Here is a 15,723-nt window from a genome sequence, read left to right as displayed (position 1 = left end):
CATTCGGAGAAACGGCCATGCCCCGTCCCTTTGCGGCATTCGTCGCGACGTTACTGTTCAGCGTCCCGCTCTTCACGACAAACGCCATCGCAACCGAGATGGCCACGCCAATTGGCATCGAGGCCGGCGACCCGTTTCCACGCTGGGAACTCGATGACCAGCACGGCAAGACCCACCAGCTGCCCGGTCAGTCCACCGAGGCGATCGTGTTTTCGCGTTCCAAGCAGGCCGACGAGTCGTTGTCGCCGGTACTCGACGACGTGGTCGGTGCGCGATTGATCGATGGGACGGTCGTCTACCTCTCGGACATCAGCCGGATGCCGGGGCTGATCAGCCGCCTGTTCGCGCTGCCGGCGCTGCGCGACCGGCGTTATCCGGTGGTGCTGATACGCGAGGAGGGGGTGTCCGAGCCCCTGGTGACCGAGACCGACTGCCTGGTCCTCTATCGCATCGAGCGGGGCACGGTGGTTGGCCGCGAGGACCTGTGCAGTGAAGAGGACGTGCGGAACGCGTTCTAGCGGGGCTAGATCGTGGTGTTGTTCTGCTCGTCGATCAGCGTGTCCGGGCCGGTGGCGTCGGGGTCGGCGGGGTTGTGGATGACCCGGTCGCGTCCTTTGCGCTTGGCGGCCAGCAACGCGTCGTCGGCGCGTTGGATGATGCTGTCGGCGTAATCCTGCGGGATCACGTTGGTCAGGCCGATCGAGATGGTCAGCTCGCCGAGTTCGCGGCCGCTCTCGGCCAGGCGCAACTTCGATTGGGAAATGATGTTGCGCAGCTTGTTGGCCACGGCCATGGCCCCGTCGGTGGGCGTGTCGGGCAGGACGATGGCGAACTCCTCGCCGCCGTAACGCAGCACCTGATCCTGGCCCTTGACGTGCTCCTTGAGCGTGCGCGCGATGAAACGCAGGATCTTGTCGCCGACCAGATGGCCGTAGTTGTCGTTGATCTGCTTGAAGTGATCGATGTCGGCGAGCAGAAACGCGCCGGGCTCACCGGCCGAGAGCGCGGCCGTGATCTGCTTCTGCAGGAGGTCGTTGAGGCCGCGACGGTTGGGCAGGCCGGTCAACGGGTCGGTGCGGGCATCACGACGGGCGTTTTCCAGCTCCTTGCGGAGCTTGGCGATCTGGTCGCCGGCGCTGTTCATCTGGTCGGAGGATTCCAGCGCGCTCTTCTCGACGTGACGGGTATCTTCCATCACTTCCTCGGTCAGTGCCCGCAGGGCCTCGACCGATTCGCTGCGATCGATCTGGCGGACGAAATCGCCCAGCGTCGAGGCGAAGTTCGAGAATTCATTGCCGGTATTGAGCATCTGCAACATCATGTTGCGCATCACGCGCAGCATGATGTCCTGGGCACGCGTCATCTGCTTGAGCGCGCCGTTGAGCACGTGGGTGTCGAACAGGTCCTGCGCAATTTCCTGGGTCAGGCCCTTGCTGCTGTTGATCGCGTCGTCCATGTCCTTGGTGAGACTGGCGTCGCGCTTGAGGGCGCGCTCGTAGAACAGCGTGATGTAGACCGGGGTCGGCGGCAGTCCCAGCTCGGCGAGCTGGGAAAGCACCATCCGCATGATTTCACTGGCCTGGCCGCGGTCGTGGGTGTAGTCGAACATGTGACGTTCCGGTTGGTTATGTCTTGCCGGGCTCGCGCCGGACCGCCCGGCCCGTGCGACGCTTCAATCGTCCAGCAGTTCGGACAATTCGCGCGAGAGCTGATGCTCCTCGACGCCGTTTGCCTGCAGCAACTCGCGCAAATGGGTCAGCGCATCCAGCTCGATGCTCGACCAGGCGAGGGCAACGCAGCGGTTGGATTCGCGAATGATGCGCGCGGTGAGTTCGACCAGGACCGTCTGGTCCGGGTCGGAGAGAATCTCGATGTTCAGCGGTTCGGCCACGCAATCGTCGGTCAGGCTGCCGGCCGTTTCGAGCTCGATCAGGATGCCCTTGAGCGAGACGTCCAGAATGGTGCCGCGCAGGGTCTTTGCCGGGCAGCGCACGCGCACCGGCAGCGGGATTTCGACACGGGCAAAGCGGCGTTGCGTGATCATTCCGTTGTAATACTCCTGGACGAACTGGGCGCAGTGAACCGCACTGGCTAGAGGATACTGCCTTACTGCCCAGGGCGCCACCGCAAATCCCTGGCGTGACGTGAATGGCCAGGATCAGCTGCTAGAATGCCGCGCATGCCGACAGTGATCGAAATTCGCACCCCCGGGCGGGGCTTTACCAACATCACCAGCCAGGTCCAGGCCGAGCTGGAGGGCAGCGGCCTGTGCCATTTGTTCCTGCAGCACACCAGCGCTTCGCTGATCCTGACGGAGAACGTGTCGCCGGAGGTGCGAACCGACCTCGAGACCCTGATCAGTCGGGCCGCGCCGGACGGCGATCCGGCCTATCGCCATGACGACGAGGGCCCGGATGACATGGCCGCCCACTTTCGCACCTTGCTGGCCGGTCACGAGCTGTCGCTGCCCATGGCCGACGGCCGCCTAATGCTGGGAACCTGGCAAGGCGTGTTCTTGTGGGAGCACCGGACCCATCCGCATCGACGGCGCCTCGTGATCACCCAGCTTCCCGAGCGGCAATGACCGCACCTGCCAGCGGCTGGCCACTCGAGCCGGCCGCGCTGACCTGGAACGACGACGAGACGCCGCGCAGCGAGGCGTTCGGCGACGTCTATTTCTCTCGTGCCGGCGGCTTTGGCGAAAGTGAGCATGTGTTCCTGGCCGGCAACGAGCTGCCTACCCGGTTCGCCGCGGGGGAGGGCACGCGCATCCTCGAGACCGGTTTCGGTACCGGCCGAAACTTTCTGGCCACCGCGTTGCTGTTCCTCGAACTCGCACCGGCCGACGCCTCGCTCGACTTCGTCAGCCTGGAAAAGCATCCCGTGGCCCGCGACGATCTGCCGCGCCTGGCCCATGCCCAACGGCGCCTCGCAAGCGATTGGCTCGCCGGCCACCCGGGATTCGCCGCCGGGGCCGAGGCCCGATTCCACGACCTGCAATCCGCGCTGCACGCGCAATGGCCCGACCCCGTGCCCGGGTTTCACCGACGGTTTCTGGCCGGTGGGCGAATCCGGCTGACGGTTATCTGGGGCGATGCCACCGACCAGTTGCCACGCATCGACGGCCGGTTCGACGCCTTTTACCTGGACGGTTTCGCCCCCGACCGCAATCCCGAGTTATGGCAGGAGGCGTTGATCGCGGAGCTCGCGCGCCGTGCCGCGCCGGGCGCGACGGCTGCCACCTTTTCCGCCGCCCGCCGGGTGCGCGAGGCATTGGCCGCGGCCGGGTTCGTCACGGAGAAGCGCCCCGGCTTCGGGCGCAAGCGCGACATGCTCTGCGCCCGACGCGATCCGGCTGCATTCGGCGCGCCCAGGAAGAAAAGCGGTCCGGGCGTGGGACCCGTTGCCGTGCTGGGGGCCGGCATGGCCGGCACCACCGTGGCCAGGGCCCTGGCACGGCGGGGGCGGGACGTGGTGGTGTTCGAGGCCGGCGACGAACCGGCGGGCGGCGGCTCCGGCAACCCGGCGGGTCTGGTGGCCCCGGTGATCAGTCGCGACTGGAACCGACTGTCGCAACTGACCGCGACCGGGATGGGCTTCATGCGCGCGGAGCTGGATGGGCTGGTCGATGGCGAGACGGCGGCCTTCAACGGGGTGATCAAGCTGGCCCGCGGCGAGCGACACGCCATCAAGCAGGCGGGGATCGCCGCGGCCCTGCAGCCCGACCCGGGGTTTGCCCAGTGGTGCGAGGCCGATTCCCTGGCCGCACTGAGCGGCGTGGCCGACGTCGATGCCCCGGGGTGGTGGTTCCCGACCGCCGGCTGGTTGCGCCCACGATGGGTGATTGCCCGTTGGCTGGCCGAACCGGGCATCGAGACGCGCCTCGACCGCCCCGTGACCGGCATCGTGGACCAGGCGGGCGGTTGGCGGTTGCGGACATCGGACGGCGCAACCCATGGCCCGTTCGGCGAGGTGGTGGTGGCGGCGGGTCCGGCGTCCGGCGGGTTGATCGCGTCGTTGTCACGCTGGATCGAGCCCTGCCGCGGACAGGTCAGCTGGGGGCGGGTCGATGCCGACCGGGCCGGCGGGCCGACGCGCGGCCGGCCCCTGATGCGCGAGGGATACTCGCTCGACCTGCCGAGTGGCGAACGCCTGTTCGGCGCGAGCTTTCTTCCCGGTGATCGGGCCCTCGAGGAACGGGAGGCCGAGCACGAGGAAAACCGTCAACGGCTGGCATCCATTGCCCCGTCGCTGGCCGATGGGGTCTCTACGATCGCCCTGCAGGGACGTGCCTCCCTGCGAGCAACCACGCCGGATCGGCTACCGATTGTCGGTCGGCTCGCCGACGGGCTGTGGGTGTCGACCGGTCACGGGGCGCGCGGGCTGACCTGGTCGGCCTGGCTGGCCGAGTACCTCGCCTCCTGCATCGAGGACACCCCCTCGCCATTGCCGCGGGATCTGGCCGAGGGCCTCAAGCCCGCGCGCTTCGATGAGCGGGCGGCCCGCAAGGCGGCGCGGTCAAACCGGGGGCGGAGCGGCTGAACCTAGCCCCGATATTTCATGAAATATCCGGGCTAGCCGACGACGATCGTTCAGGGCCGCTGAACGCCGCCGAGCGCCGGGGCGTCAGTCGGCCAGGCGGCGAATCCGCTCGCGCTGGGCCGCCAGTTCCTCGAGCTCGGCCTCGAAGCCGGCCAGTCGCTCGCGCTCCTGGTTGACCACCACCTCCGGGGCGCGCTCGACGAAGTTGGCGTTCGACAGTTTGCCGCGCGCCTTCTCGATCTGCTTCTCGATGCCCTCGACTGCCTTGTTCAGTCGCTCGAGTTCCGCGGTCACGTCGATCAGGCCGGCCAGCGGGATGTGCACCTGCATCTTGCCCACCAAGGCCATCGCCGATTCCGGCAATTCACCGTCAAGCTCCTCGATCGACTCGATCCGCGCGACGGTGGTCAGCAGCGGTTCGAGCTCGCGGATCCGTGCCCGGTCGCTGTCGTTGGCCTCGGTCACCAGTACCGGCAGCGGCTTGCCCGGGGCGATGTCCATCTCCGCGCGGATGCGGCGCACGCCGAGGATAAAGCCCTGCAGCCACTCGATCGCTTCGCCGGCCTCGGCGTCGATTTTCGACTCGTCGGCGACCGGGAACGGGGCGGTCATGATGCTGTCGTCGGCCGCGCGCCGGGTGCCGGCCAGCGGGGCGACCCGTTGCCAGATGGTCTCGGTGATGAACGGGATGAACGGGTGGAGCAGGCGCAGCAGGGTCTCGAGCACGCGCACCAGGGTGCGGCGGGTGCCGCGCTTGGCGGCCTCGTCGCCGTGCTTGATGGCCGGCTTGGTCAGCTCGAGGTACCAGTCGCAGTAGGTGCTCCAGGTGAAGTCGTAGAGCGTCTGCGCGGCCAGATCGAAGCGGTAGGTCTCCAGGTGCTTGGTGACCGTCGCCTCGCAGGTCTGCAGTTCGCCGATGATCCAGCGATCCGCGGTGCCCAACGTGACCGGATCGTCACCGAGACCGGTGTCCTCGCCCTCGCACTGCATCAGCACGAAGCGACTGGCGTTCCAGAGCTTGTTGCAGAAGTTGCGGTAGCCCTTGACCCGCTCGAGGTCGAAGCTGATGTCCCGCCCGGTGGTCGCCTGGGCGGCGAAGGTGAAGCGCAGCGCGTCGGTGCCGTGTTCCTCGATGCCGTCGGGGAATTCCTCGCGGGTCTGCTTCTCGATCTGTTTCGCCTTCTTCGGCTGCATCAGGCCGGTGGTGCGCTTTGCCACCAGCGATTCGAGATCGATGCCGTCGATGATGTCGATCGGGTCGAGCACGTTGCCCTTGGATTTCGACATCTTCTGGCCGTGGGCGTCTCGCACCAGGCCATGCACGTAGACCTCGCGGAAGGGCACGTCGCCGCCAAAGTACTTGCCCATCATCACCATCCGGGCGACCCAGAAGAAGATGATGTCGAAGCCGGTGACCAGCACGCTGGTGGGGTAGAAGCGCTCGAGCTCGGGGGTCTGCTCGGGCCAGCCCAGCGTGGAGAACGGCCACAGAGCCGAGGAGAACCAGGTGTCGAGCACGTCCTCGTCCTGGTTCAATGCGACGTCCGCGGCGATGTCGTACTTCTTGCGCACCTCGTCCTCGTCGCGACCGACGAAGATGTTGCCGTCGGCGTCGAACCAGGCCGGGATGCGGTGGCCCCACCACAGCTGGCGGCTGATGCACCAGTCCTGGATGTTCTCCAGCCACTGGAAGTAGGTGTTCTCCCAGTTGCCGGGCACGAAGCGGATGTCGCCCGAACGCACCGCGTCGATCGCGGGCTCCGTGATCGCCTTCTTCCCGCCCGGGGTGCCCTTGGCCGTCTCGTCGCGGGTCAGGTCGACGAACCACTGGTCGGTCAGCAGTGGCTCGATCACCGTGCCGCTGCGATCCCCGCGCGGCACCATCAGCTTGTGGTCGTCGATCTGCACCAGCAGCCCCTCGGCCTCGAGATCCGCCACGATCTGTCGGCGCGCCTCGTAGCGGTCGAGACCGCGGTAGCGCTCGGGCAGGTGCGTGTCGGCGTTCTCGGCCGCCTTGCCCACGCACTCGGCCGCCTCACGGATGGTGGCGGTCTCGGTGAGCACGTTGAGCATCGGCAGGTCATGGCGCTGGCCGATGGCGTAGTCGTTGAAATCGTGCGCCGGGGTGATCTTGACGCAGCCGGAACCGAACTCCGGATCGACGTAGTCGTCGCCGATGATCGGGATCTTGCGTCCGACCAGCGGCAGGGTGATGGTCTGGCCGATCAGGCCGTTGTAACGCTCGTCGTCCGGGTGGACGGCCACGGCGGTGTCGCCGAGCATGGTCTCCGGGCGGGTGGTGGCGACGGTCAGGTAGCCGCTGCCGTCGGAGAGCGGGTAGCGCATGTGCCACAGGTGGCCGGCTTCCTCCTCGCTGACCACCTCGAGATCGGAGACGGCGGTGCGCAGCACCGGGTCCCAGTTGACCAGGCGCTTGCCGCGGTAGATCAACCCGTCCTCGTAGAGGCGGACGAACACCTCGCGCACGGCCTCGGACAGGCCCTCGTCCATGGTGAAGCGCTCGCGCGACCAGTCGCAGGAGGCGCCCAGGCGCTTCATCTGCTCGGTGATGAAGCCGCCCGACTGTTCCTTCCACTCCCAGACCTTCTCGAGGAATTTCTCGCGGCCGATGTCGTGACGCGAGATGCCCTGACCCTCGAGCTGGCGCTCGACCACCATCTGCGTGGCGATGCCCGCGTGGTCGGTGCCCGGCTGCCACAGGGTGGCCTCGCCGCGCATGCGGTGCCAGCGGGTCAGCGTGTCCATCAGGGTGTCCTGGAAGGCATGGCCCATGTGCAGTCGGCCGGTGACGTTCGGCGGCGGCAGCATGATGCAGTAGGCGCCCTCGGCCTGCATGTCGGGACGGAACCGGTCGCCGTCCATCCAGCGCGTGTAGCAGTCCTGTTCGATCTGTCGGGGGTCGTAGGTCTTGTCCATGCGGTTATCTGGTTCGCTTGTCGTCGGGTCGGGGGCTCGAGTCGGGGCGGCCGTGCCCGGGTCTCGTCGGGGGATCAGGCGTCGTCGGGGCGCACCGAGTCGACGCGGTTGTGGTCGACGGCGACGCCGGCGGCCTTGTACTGCCGCCAGCGGTCGCGGGCATCGGCACGGGGCTGGTCGCCGGCCGGGATGACCTCGTCGATGCGCTCGCGTTCGCCGGCGCGCGGGATCGTCGCGCCGGTGAGGTTGATCACGCGGGCAAAGCCGCCGGCCTCGGGGTCGCAGCCGATGAAGATCGGCGCGTGGTCGGCGTCCTCGGGGTCGGCCGTGTGCGGCACGAAGCGATCACCGCGATAGGACCAGAGATAGTCGTCGAAGCCCTCGACGTGGGCGAGGTTGGCGCAGACCACGTAGGTGGGATGCTCGGCCTCGGCCTGTTCGGCGCAGAGTTCGGCGGCGAAGTACCAGAAGGCATCCTCGGCCGGGTCGTCGATCAGGTGAAATACGATCTCGCTCATCTCGGTTGTCGGGCGCGCTCGATGTCCGGGTCCGTGGGTGCTGCGAGGCCGGCCGCCGATCGGTATCCTGCGCATTGAGGCTCGAATACCCGGGCCGCCGCCGGCCACGCCACGGAGCAAACGAACATTATGCCCAATTACCCCATGCCGCCCAAGGCGCATGCCGTCGAAATCGGCACGGCGGTGGCCCGCACGTGCCATCGAAACCCCGAGGGCGCATCGTGAACACGACCACCGGCCGTGCGTTGTCCGTGGTCAGCTGGCTGGCGGTGCTGGCGCTGCTCGGGGCGGCGGTCATCTGGGTGGGGCCGGCCCGGCTGGTCGCGCCCTGGCTGTCGATCGACCCCTGGGCCCTGGCGGTGGCGCTGGTCTTGATGCTGGCGAGCTACGTGATCCGCACGCTGCGCATCACGCGCTACTTCCCGGACCGATTGTCCGGCCGGTTCTGGTCGGCGTTCCGCCTGGCCAACTGGCACAACCTGATGAACAACCTGCTGCCGATGCGCGCCGGCGAGGTGGCCTTCCCGGTGCTCATGCAGCGCTACTACCGGCTCTCGCCGCTGGAGAGCGTGCCGGTGCTGTTGTGGTTTCGCCTGCTCGATCTGCAGGTGGTGTTGCTGATCGGTCTGGCGCCGGCGGTCACCTGCTGGGCCTGTCGGGGGGCGTGCTCGCGGGGCTGGTGGCGCTGTTGCTGGCCGCGCCCGTCGGGGCCTTTGCCTTGCGCCATGGCTTGCATGGTCTCCTGGTCCGGCGCGAGGGCCGCTTCGCGGCGAAAGGGGCGGAGATGCTCGCCAGCCTGCCCGATCGTCCGGGGCGGTTTGTCGCCACGCTGTTCTGGACCTGGGCGAACTGGCTGGTCAAGCTTGCCGCGCTCGGCTGGGTGCTGGCCGCGTTCGCCCCGGTCGGGTTTGCCGCGGGGGTGCTCGGAGCGATCGGCGGGGATCTGACTACGGTATTGCCGGTGCATGCCCCGGGCGGGTTCGGTACCTACGAGGCCGGGGTGGCGCTGCTGATCGCGCCATTGGTCGACGAGCCCCGCACCGTGCTGGCCGCGGCGGTCAACCTGCATCTGTTCGTGCTGGGCACGGCGCTACTGGCCGCGACGCTATCGCTGCTGATCTCTCGTCCGGCCCCAACCGCCACGCGTACCGCGACCCCGAGCGGCGACTAGTCGGCGGATTCCTCGGCCGCCGTGTCGCGGATCAGCTGGTCGAGGGTGTTCATGAACCCCTGCAACCGGGCCTCGAAGGTCGCCCCCGGTATCCCGCAATCGTGAAACTCCTGGAGCAACGCCAGGATGCCGGTGGCGAGATGCCGGTGCCGGTCGAGGTTCTCCGTGGCCCACCAGGCGGCCGCGGCGCGCAGGCGGTGGTGGCGGTCGGAGTTTTCCAGGTGGGCTCGACCCAGCGAGCGCAGTCCCCAGAGCGCGGCCATGGCACCCAGTGCGGTGCGCGGCCGAGCGGGGTTGGTGACGAAGTCGAAGCGCGTCATCCAGCCGGCGAGCTCAGTACGTCGCATGGGGCGGGCGATGGCGTAGCCCTGGCCGAGCTGACCGCCGAGCAGGGCGGTGGCCTCGATCAGGTCGGGCGTTTCCAGGCCCTCGACCACCGTGCGCAGTTCCAGGGCCTGGGCCATCTGGATCATCGAGGCGATGAAGGTGAGCACGCGGCCCGGCTCGTGCTGGGCGGCGCGCACCATTCCCTGGTCGACCTTGACCGTGTTGAAGGGCAGGCTGCGCAGGCGCAAGAGGTTGTTGTACCCGGAACCCAGGTCGTCCATCGCGAGGTTGATGCCCAGTTCCCCGAGGCGCTGCATGGGGCGGGCGAGATCGCGCGGCTCGAAGCCGGTGTCGCCCTGCTCGAGCAACTCGAGGGTCACTCGCTGGGGACTGACCCCGTGGCGGTCGAGCGCGGCCCGGACGTGCCCGGGCGTGGCCGGGTCCATCAACACCCCCACCGGCAGGTTGATCGCCACCGACAACGACGGGCCATGGCGGGCCTCGATGTCGCGCAGGCAGGCGAGTGACTGGTCCAGCCCGATCTCGAACAGGCGCATCACCTGGCCGTCGTTGAGCCAGGGGATGAACATGTTGGGCAGGATGACCTCGCCACTGGGCAGATACAGGCGCGCCAGCGCCTCGAGCGTGGTCAGGCGACCCGTCTGCACGTCGATGACCGGCTGGAAGATCATCTCCAAACCGCCGTCGTAGAAGGCCTGACGCCAGCGGTCGTAATCGCCCTTGGCATAGAGCAGGGCCGCCGGACTGCGGATCTGTCGCCAGGCCTGGCTGACCAGGGCCATCAACTGGCCGGCGAACCCCTGCAGCCGGGCGCTGGCGAACATGCCGGGGATGCGCCCCTGCAGGCAGATCACGGCGATGGGCTGGTCGCGGTTGTCGAGGATCGGCACGGCGACCGTGCTGCGAATGCCCGCGGCGTCGGCCCGCGTGGCCCAGGGCGCGCCCGCTGGGTCGTCGAGGGTGTTGTCCATGCGCACCACGCGCGCCTGGCGGTAGGCGGCCGAAACTGGATGGGCCGACTCGGGGCGCTTGAGATCCAGGGTGGGATGGGTGTCGGCCCGGTCGTTCGATCGGGCGAACAGGTCGTCCCCCTCGGCGTAGTTGGCAACGAAACGGCCGTCGGCATTGGGTGAGAGAATCGCCACGCCCGTGATGCCGGGCAGGCCCGTCAGGGTATCGAGCAGGTGCTCGTTGAAGTCCGGCCAGTTGTGTTCGTTGCGGCGGCGCTGGTCGATCTCCACCAGGGCGGCGTGGAACTCGTCGTCGACGGCCTGGCCGGCGGCGAGCTGGTGGGAAAGCTCCATGCTCAACCGCTCGGTGAACACCCGCTCGAGCCGATTCTGGTGGCGCTGGTTGAGGTGGGCGCGGTTGAAGGTCTCGTTGAACTCGTGCATGTAGACCGTGATCGCCCGGACGAGATCGCTGGGCGACACGCCCGCCAGGGCATGCACGTGGCCGATCTGACGCGCGCGATTGGCGTGTTGCTCCTCGCCGAGGTCCGGGGCGAGCAGAAAGGCCAGGTGCTCGGCCTGCTGGTGCTTGAGCCCGTCGTATTCACGGGCGGACAGGTGACCGAGCACGGTACGGATCGATTCCTGCCGGGAGAGCTCGGCGTAGAAGCGATCGATGAAATCCTCGCTGAGACGGCTCACCTCCGGCTGGATGCGCTCGAGCAACATCCGGGCCGCCGGTCCATAGGCGGGAATGGTTTCCGACATCTCGGGCAGGTCCGAGTGGCGTTGCGTGGTTTCCCGTTCCCAGATGACCCAGTCCTGCGTGCGGATCGACTTGCTGTTCTTGGCGGCGTACAGCGCGGCATCGGCGTTGCGGATCAACTGCTCGGGCGCGCTGTCGTCGAGGGGGTAGCGGGTCACGCCGATCGAGCCGTTGGCATGCACCTCGAGCCCGTCCTCAAGCGAGATCGGTCGACGAATCGTGGTGGCGACGCGGTCGAGCACCCGCGTCAGGCCGGCATCGTCCTCGATGTCCTCGAGTATCAGCAGGAATTCGTCGCCGCCCAGCCGGGCGGCCGTGTCGGTGTCGCGGATCGCCCCCTTGAGGCGCGCGGCGAGCGTCATCAGCATCTCGTCGCCGGCGGCGTGCCCGAAGCGGTCGTTGATCGGCTTGAAGTCGTCGAGGTCGAGCAGGGCGACGGCCAGCATCTGGTTGTGGCGGTCGGCCCGTGCCAGCGCTTTGGGCAGCTCGGCGTCGACGGCACGCCGGTTGGCCAGGTTGGTGAGCGGGTCGTGGTAGGCGAGATAGGTGTTGCGTTGCTGTTCCTCGTCGAGCCGGTCGCGCAGGTCGAGCTGTTCCAGGCTGCGGTTGACCAGTTCGCCCAGGTGCACCAGGACCTCGGTTACCTGCTGGTCGAGGTCCGATTCGGCCGCGGCGACGATCACCAGGAAGGCCCACAGCCGTCCGCCTCGCGACAGGGGGACCAGCGCGGCAAGCGGTGGTGTGTCGAACCAGTTGAGCGCGGCAAAGGGCGCGGCGATGCGCTCGTCGATCACCAACCGGCGTCCGGCGTCCACCAGGGCATGGGCGCGCCGTATCCCGTCATCGATGGTGCGCTGCACCTGCGGGTCCGGCCGGTCGATGACCTCGCTGGCCCCGCCGGTGGCGATCGGTGCCGTGCCGTGATCGGCTGGTGCGACCCAGGCGCCGAGAAACAGGCCGGTTTCCACCAGTTGGGTGCAGACCACCTCCAGCATGCGCTGCTCGTCGTCCGCCAGGATCAGGGTGTCGATCTGGGCAAGCAGCGACTGCATCAGTGCCTGGTCGCGCTCGAGCCGCTCGATGCGCTGGCGTTGGCGCTGCTTTTGTTCGGCGGCGTCCGGACGGTGGCTGGCGAACAGGTGATCGACGCACCGCGTCAGGGCGGAGAGCGTGTCCGGCTCGGGCAGGGGGGCTTGGGTCTCGATCGCCCAGTAGCCGGGGGTATCGCTCTCCGGGCCGAGCGCCTGGAGAAACAGGCGGTCCTCGATGTCCTCGATCCCCGGTCCCGAGTTGCCGGCGGCGGTGGCGTCCGGGATCAGGGAGCGGTCGAAATCGTTGCTTGCCGCGAGCAGCCGTCCGTCCTCGCTGAGAAAGACGGCGCTGCGAGACAGGGTGGGGTAACAGGCGGCGATGGTCTCGAGCAGGGCGGCGATTGCCTCGTCACGCGCCAGGCGTTCGCCGAGCGATCGGGCGAGGGCCTCGATGCGGCGGGTGGTGTCCGGGATGCTCATCGTGGTGACGGACTCATCAGCGGACACGTGGCCGGGTAGGGCCGGAACAGCAGTGAGGGCGCCTCCCCGAGTGGGGTCGACGCGTCGGAAAAGGCGAGTTCAATAGAAGGTAGGCCGTGGCTCATGCGTGGATGGAGGATCAAGCCGTTACGGATTTGGGTCAAGTCGGATCGCCCCCGGTGCCCGGGGCGAATCGTTGCGGAAAAACGGGTCGGTAGCGACGGCAATCGGGATTCGGCACCCGCCCGGGTGGTGGCGGTGGCTGGCGTTCCTGCCGTACACTGCCCCCGCGGTTTGACGTGGGTGCCGTCTCGTCTCGCTTGCGCGATGACTGCCACGCCGGTCAATGCCGGGACGCCGAGCCCCGGCATTGGACATGCGTCAACCACACCACCCGACATCGAGTCATTCCCACGGGGTGCCCCACGCCATGACAACCCAACTTGCCGCGCCGCTTTCCATCGTCGTGCCGATGTTCAACGAGCAGGAGAACGTCTCGCCACTGGTCGATCGGGTGCACGAGGCATTGGCCGAGTATACCGGAGCGTGGGAGTTGTTGTTGGTCGACGACGGGTCGTCGGACGCCACGGTCGCGCGCATTCGCGAGGCACGGGAGGCCTTCGGTTCGCACGTCCGTCCGATCCCGCTCACCCGCAACTTCGGCCAGACCGCGGCGATGCAGGCGGGGATCGATCTCGCCCGGGGCGAGGTGATCGTCACGATGGACGGCGATCTGCAGAACGACCCCATCGACATCCCGCGCATGGTCGACCGGCTGCTGCGCGAGGACCTTGACCTGGTTGCCGGCTGGCGGCGCGATCGCAAGGACAACTGGGTACGCAAGGTGCCCTCGTGGCTGGCCAACCGTCTGATCCGTCGACTGACCGGCGTCAACCTCCACGACTACGGCTGCAGCCTCAAGGTGTTCCGCGCCGACGTAATCAAGGGCGTGCGCCTGTACGGCGAGATGCACCGCTTCATTCCGGCCTGGCTGGCCACCCAGACGGCACCGAGCCGGATCGCCGAGGAGGTGGTTACCCACCACCCGCGCACCGCGGGCACCTCCAAGTACGGCCTGTCGCGCACCTTCCGCGTGATCATCGACCTGATCAGCGTCTACTTCTTCATGCGCTTCTCGGCGCGACCGGCGCACTTTTTCGGCCTGCTGGGCACGGGGTTCGGCCTGCTGGGCGGCCTGGGGATGTTCTACCTGTTGATCGAGAAGATCCTCGGCCACGACATCGGCGACCGGCCGCTGCTGCTGGTCTCGATCCTGTTCATCCTGATCGGGGTGCAGATGCTGACCACCGGCGTGCTCTCCGAGATGCTGTCGCGGACCTACTACGAGTCACGTGATGTGCGCACCTACCACCTGCCGGCGCGCTTCGATGCCGCCGGCGAGAACGATGCCTTCAGGATGCCCAACGCGGTCGAGCGGGGCGGGGAACGAACCGCCGGGGAGGAATCCGCATGAGCCACCAGCCTCAGTTGGCCCGCGACCCGGACACGGCCACCCAGCTGGTCTGGGCGTTCGTGCTGACCGCCGCCGTGCTGCTGGCGGGCGTGTTCGTCTGGCCGGGTGCCCGTGAGTCGCTGTTTCATGTCTTCAACGCGCTCGGGGGCGTCGAGGCAACCCAGCCGTTCTGGGCCGGCATCAACGCCCTGGCCGATACCTGGCTCACGCTCGGGCTGTTGTTGCCGTTTGTCCTCTGGCGCCCGCGCCTGGCGATCCTGATGCTGTTCGCCGCGATCGTCGCCACGGCAATCACCCACACGCTCAAACCCGGCCTGGACATCCTGCGCCCGCCCGGCGTGCTCGGGTCGGATGCCTTCCACCTGATTGGGCATTCGATCCGTTCCGAGGCGTTTCCCTCCGGTCACACCGTGACGGCGTTTACCTTTGCCGGCCTCCTGATCCTCGGGCTGCGGCCGCGCTGGCCCTGGGTGGCGCTGCTGCTGGCGGTGGCCTCGATCATGGGCATCTCGCGCATGGTTGCCGGCGTGCACTGGCCGACCGACGTGCTCGCCGGGGCGATCGTCGGCCTGGTGTCGGTGGTCGCGGCGGTCTGGCTGGTCGATCGGTGGCCGGCGGCGCGTCACGCCCGCTGGCCCGTGCCGGTCGCGGTGTTCGTCTGCGCGGTGTGCGCGCTCGGGGCCCCCTGGGTGGACGTGGGTTACCCGCAGGGCGTGTGGGCCAACTGGCTGGTCGCACTGATCGGGGTGGCGGCGCTGTTCGTCGGTACCCTGCGCTACTGGCCCGGCCGTCTGGGCCGGTCGCTCGACCGGCGGCTGGGCGGTATCGGCCGGCGGGGTAACTGGTGATGCCCGCGGGGATCGTCAAACTCGGGTGTGCGAGGCTATAATTCCGCCATGTCACTGATCGCCTTCGGGGTTAACCACAAGACCGCACCGGTGGACGTGCGCGAGCGGATCGCGTTCGGCCCCGATCGCGTGCACAACGCGCTCAAGGAATTGCTTGACGACGGCGGCGCGCGCGAGGCGGCGATCGTCTCGACCTGCAACCGCACCGAGATCTACACCCACGCCGAGTGCGTCACCGACGAGCTGGTCGAGTGGCTGGCGACGTTCCACCAGATGTCGCCCGAGGCGCTGGCCCCTTACGTCTATGCCCACACCGACGAATCGGCCATTCGCCACCTGATGCGCGTGGCCTGCGGGCTCGACTCGATGGTGCTGGGCGAGCCGCAGATCCTCGGCCAGATCAAGGACGCGTTCACGCTCGCGCAGGACGCCAATGCCCTGGGCCCGATCCTGGGTCGCCTGTTCCAGAACACCTTCGCCGTGGCCAAGCAGGTGCGCACCGACACGCAGATCGGTGCCTCCCCCGTGTCGGTGGCCTTCGCCGCCGTGAGCCTGGCGCGCCAGATCTTCGGTTCGCTCGAGGAAAAGACCGCGCTGCTGATCGGTGCCGGCGAGACGATCGAGCTGTGCGCGCGCCACCTGCAGTCGGCCGGCCTGA

13 protein-coding genes are annotated in these 15,723 nt (G+C 68.0%); 7 read left to right on the top strand and 6 right to left on the bottom strand.

Annotated features, from left to right (window positions below; genetic code table 11):
• The first annotated feature begins 17 nt into the window (after nt 1-17).
• Nucleotides 18-518 (top strand): hypothetical protein, encoded by a 501-nt coding sequence (locus FAZ79_RS11560; RefSeq protein WP_197039056.1) that lies wholly within the window; start codon nt 18-20, stop codon nt 516-518.
• Between the two features lie 5 nt (nt 519-523).
• On the opposite strand, the gene FAZ79_RS05025 is transcribed toward FAZ79_RS11560, so the two are convergent.
• Together FAZ79_RS05025 and FAZ79_RS05020 are read right to left on the bottom strand one after the other, a co-directional pair.
• Nucleotides 524-1,609, bottom strand: a complete 1,086-nt coding sequence (locus tag FAZ79_RS05025) for a GGDEF domain-containing protein (protein ID WP_136866887.1) — start codon at nt 1,607-1,609, stop codon at nt 524-526.
• Between the two features lie 63 nt (nt 1,610-1,672).
• On the bottom strand, nt 1,673-2,044 hold the full coding sequence (locus FAZ79_RS05020) for a PilZ domain-containing protein (RefSeq protein ID WP_136866886.1): 372 nt from the start codon (nt 2,042-2,044) through the stop codon (nt 1,673-1,675).
• Between the two features lie 126 nt (nt 2,045-2,170).
• Between FAZ79_RS05020 and FAZ79_RS05015 the strand changes: the two genes are divergently transcribed.
• Nucleotides 2,171-2,584 carry a secondary thiamine-phosphate synthase enzyme YjbQ gene (locus FAZ79_RS05015; protein ID WP_136866885.1) on the top strand — a complete coding sequence of 138 codons (414 nt, stop codon included), beginning with the start codon at nt 2,171-2,173 and terminating at the stop codon, nt 2,582-2,584.
• Nucleotides 2,581-4,542: an FAD-dependent 5-carboxymethylaminomethyl-2-thiouridine(34) oxidoreductase MnmC gene (mnmC, locus tag FAZ79_RS05010; RefSeq protein WP_136866884.1), complete on the top strand. Its 1,962-nt coding sequence runs from the start codon at nt 2,581-2,583 to the stop codon at nt 4,540-4,542. Before FAZ79_RS05015 ends, mnmC begins: the two co-directional genes overlap by 4 nt.
• A gap of 84 nt (nt 4,543-4,626) precedes the next feature.
• Here the strand turns inward: mnmC and FAZ79_RS05005 are convergent, their stop codons facing one another.
• The 3 genes from FAZ79_RS05005 to FAZ79_RS11670 all read right to left on the bottom strand — a co-directional run bounded on the left by FAZ79_RS05005 (nt 4,627) and on the right by FAZ79_RS11670 (nt 8,724).
• Nucleotides 4,627-7,479, bottom strand: coding sequence for a valine--tRNA ligase (locus FAZ79_RS05005; protein ID WP_136866883.1), 2,853 nt, complete (start codon nt 7,477-7,479; stop codon nt 4,627-4,629).
• 74 nt (nt 7,480-7,553) lie between these two features.
• Nucleotides 7,554-7,997 (bottom strand): DNA polymerase III subunit chi, encoded by a 444-nt coding sequence (locus tag FAZ79_RS05000; protein WP_169303589.1) that lies wholly within the window; start codon nt 7,995-7,997, stop codon nt 7,554-7,556.
• A gap of 544 nt (nt 7,998-8,541) precedes the next feature.
• Nucleotides 8,542-8,724, bottom strand: coding sequence for a hypothetical protein (locus FAZ79_RS11670; RefSeq protein WP_247709497.1), 183 nt, complete (start codon nt 8,722-8,724; stop codon nt 8,542-8,544).
• 57 nt (nt 8,725-8,781) lie between these two features.
• On the opposite strand from FAZ79_RS11670, the gene FAZ79_RS11665 reads away from it, so the two are divergent.
• Nucleotides 8,782-9,168 (top strand): hypothetical protein, encoded by a 387-nt coding sequence (locus tag FAZ79_RS11665; protein ID WP_247709496.1) that lies wholly within the window; start codon nt 8,782-8,784, stop codon nt 9,166-9,168.
• Here FAZ79_RS11665 and FAZ79_RS04985 read toward each other — a convergent pair.
• Entirely contained in the window at nt 9,165-12,743 is a 3,579-nt protein-coding gene (locus FAZ79_RS04985; RefSeq protein WP_136866880.1) for an EAL domain-containing protein, read from the bottom strand. The two genes, FAZ79_RS11665 and FAZ79_RS04985, sit on opposite strands and share 4 nt — an antisense overlap.
• A gap of 430 nt (nt 12,744-13,173) precedes the next feature.
• On the opposite strand from FAZ79_RS04985, the gene FAZ79_RS04980 reads away from it, so the two are divergent.
• From FAZ79_RS04980 to hemA, 3 genes are all read left to right on the top strand, one after another.
• Nucleotides 13,174-14,217, top strand: a complete 1,044-nt coding sequence (locus FAZ79_RS04980) for a glycosyltransferase family 2 protein (RefSeq protein WP_136866879.1) — start codon at nt 13,174-13,176, stop codon at nt 14,215-14,217.
• Nucleotides 14,214-15,065: a phosphatase PAP2 family protein gene (locus FAZ79_RS04975; protein WP_136866878.1), complete on the top strand. Its 852-nt coding sequence runs from the start codon at nt 14,214-14,216 to the stop codon at nt 15,063-15,065. Before FAZ79_RS04980 ends, FAZ79_RS04975 begins: the two co-directional genes overlap by 4 nt.
• A 48-nt stretch (nt 15,066-15,113) precedes the next feature.
• Nucleotides 15,114-15,723: glutamyl-tRNA reductase (gene hemA / locus FAZ79_RS04970; RefSeq protein WP_136866926.1), on the top strand; the 610-nt coding region annotated here is incomplete at its 3' end.

Source organism: Guyparkeria sp. SB14A (assembly GCF_005096345.1).
Lineage (GTDB): Bacteria > Pseudomonadota > Gammaproteobacteria > Halothiobacillales > Halothiobacillaceae > Guyparkeria > Guyparkeria hydrothermalis.
Note: the sequence above shows the minus strand (reverse complement) of the source record. Positions and strands in the feature narration are given on the sequence as shown.

Excerpts from the sequence above, each read along its gene's own strand:
- FAZ79_RS11560 (WP_197039056.1), top strand. The coding sequence starts at position 18 with ATGCCCCGTCCCTTTGCGGCATTCGTCGCGACGTTACTGTTCAGCGTC.
- FAZ79_RS05025 (WP_136866887.1), bottom strand. The coding sequence starts at position 1,609 with ATGTTCGACTACACCCACGACCGCGGCCAGGCCAGTGAAATCATGCGG.
- FAZ79_RS05020 (WP_136866886.1), bottom strand. The coding sequence starts at position 2,044 with ATGATCACGCAACGCCGCTTTGCCCGTGTCGAAATCCCGCTGCCGGTG.
- FAZ79_RS05015 (WP_136866885.1), top strand. The coding sequence starts at position 2,171 with ATGCCGCGCATGCCGACAGTGATCGAAATTCGCACCCCCGGGCGGGGC.
- mnmC (WP_136866884.1), top strand. The coding sequence starts at position 2,581 with ATGACCGCACCTGCCAGCGGCTGGCCACTCGAGCCGGCCGCGCTGACC.
- FAZ79_RS05005 (WP_136866883.1), bottom strand. The coding sequence starts at position 7,479 with ATGGACAAGACCTACGACCCCCGACAGATCGAACAGGACTGCTACACG.
- FAZ79_RS05000 (WP_169303589.1), bottom strand. The coding sequence starts at position 7,997 with ATGAGCGAGATCGTATTTCACCTGATCGACGACCCGGCCGAGGATGCC.
- FAZ79_RS11670 (WP_247709497.1), bottom strand. The coding sequence starts at position 8,724 with ATGGCGCAAGGCAAAGGCCCCGACGGGCGCGGCCAGCAACAGCGCCAC.
- FAZ79_RS11665 (WP_247709496.1), top strand. The coding sequence starts at position 8,782 with ATGCTCGCCAGCCTGCCCGATCGTCCGGGGCGGTTTGTCGCCACGCTG.
- FAZ79_RS04985 (WP_136866880.1), bottom strand. The coding sequence starts at position 12,743 with ATGAGCATCCCGGACACCACCCGCCGCATCGAGGCCCTCGCCCGATCG.
- FAZ79_RS04980 (WP_136866879.1), top strand. The coding sequence starts at position 13,174 with ATGACAACCCAACTTGCCGCGCCGCTTTCCATCGTCGTGCCGATGTTC.
- FAZ79_RS04975 (WP_136866878.1), top strand. The coding sequence starts at position 14,214 with ATGAGCCACCAGCCTCAGTTGGCCCGCGACCCGGACACGGCCACCCAG.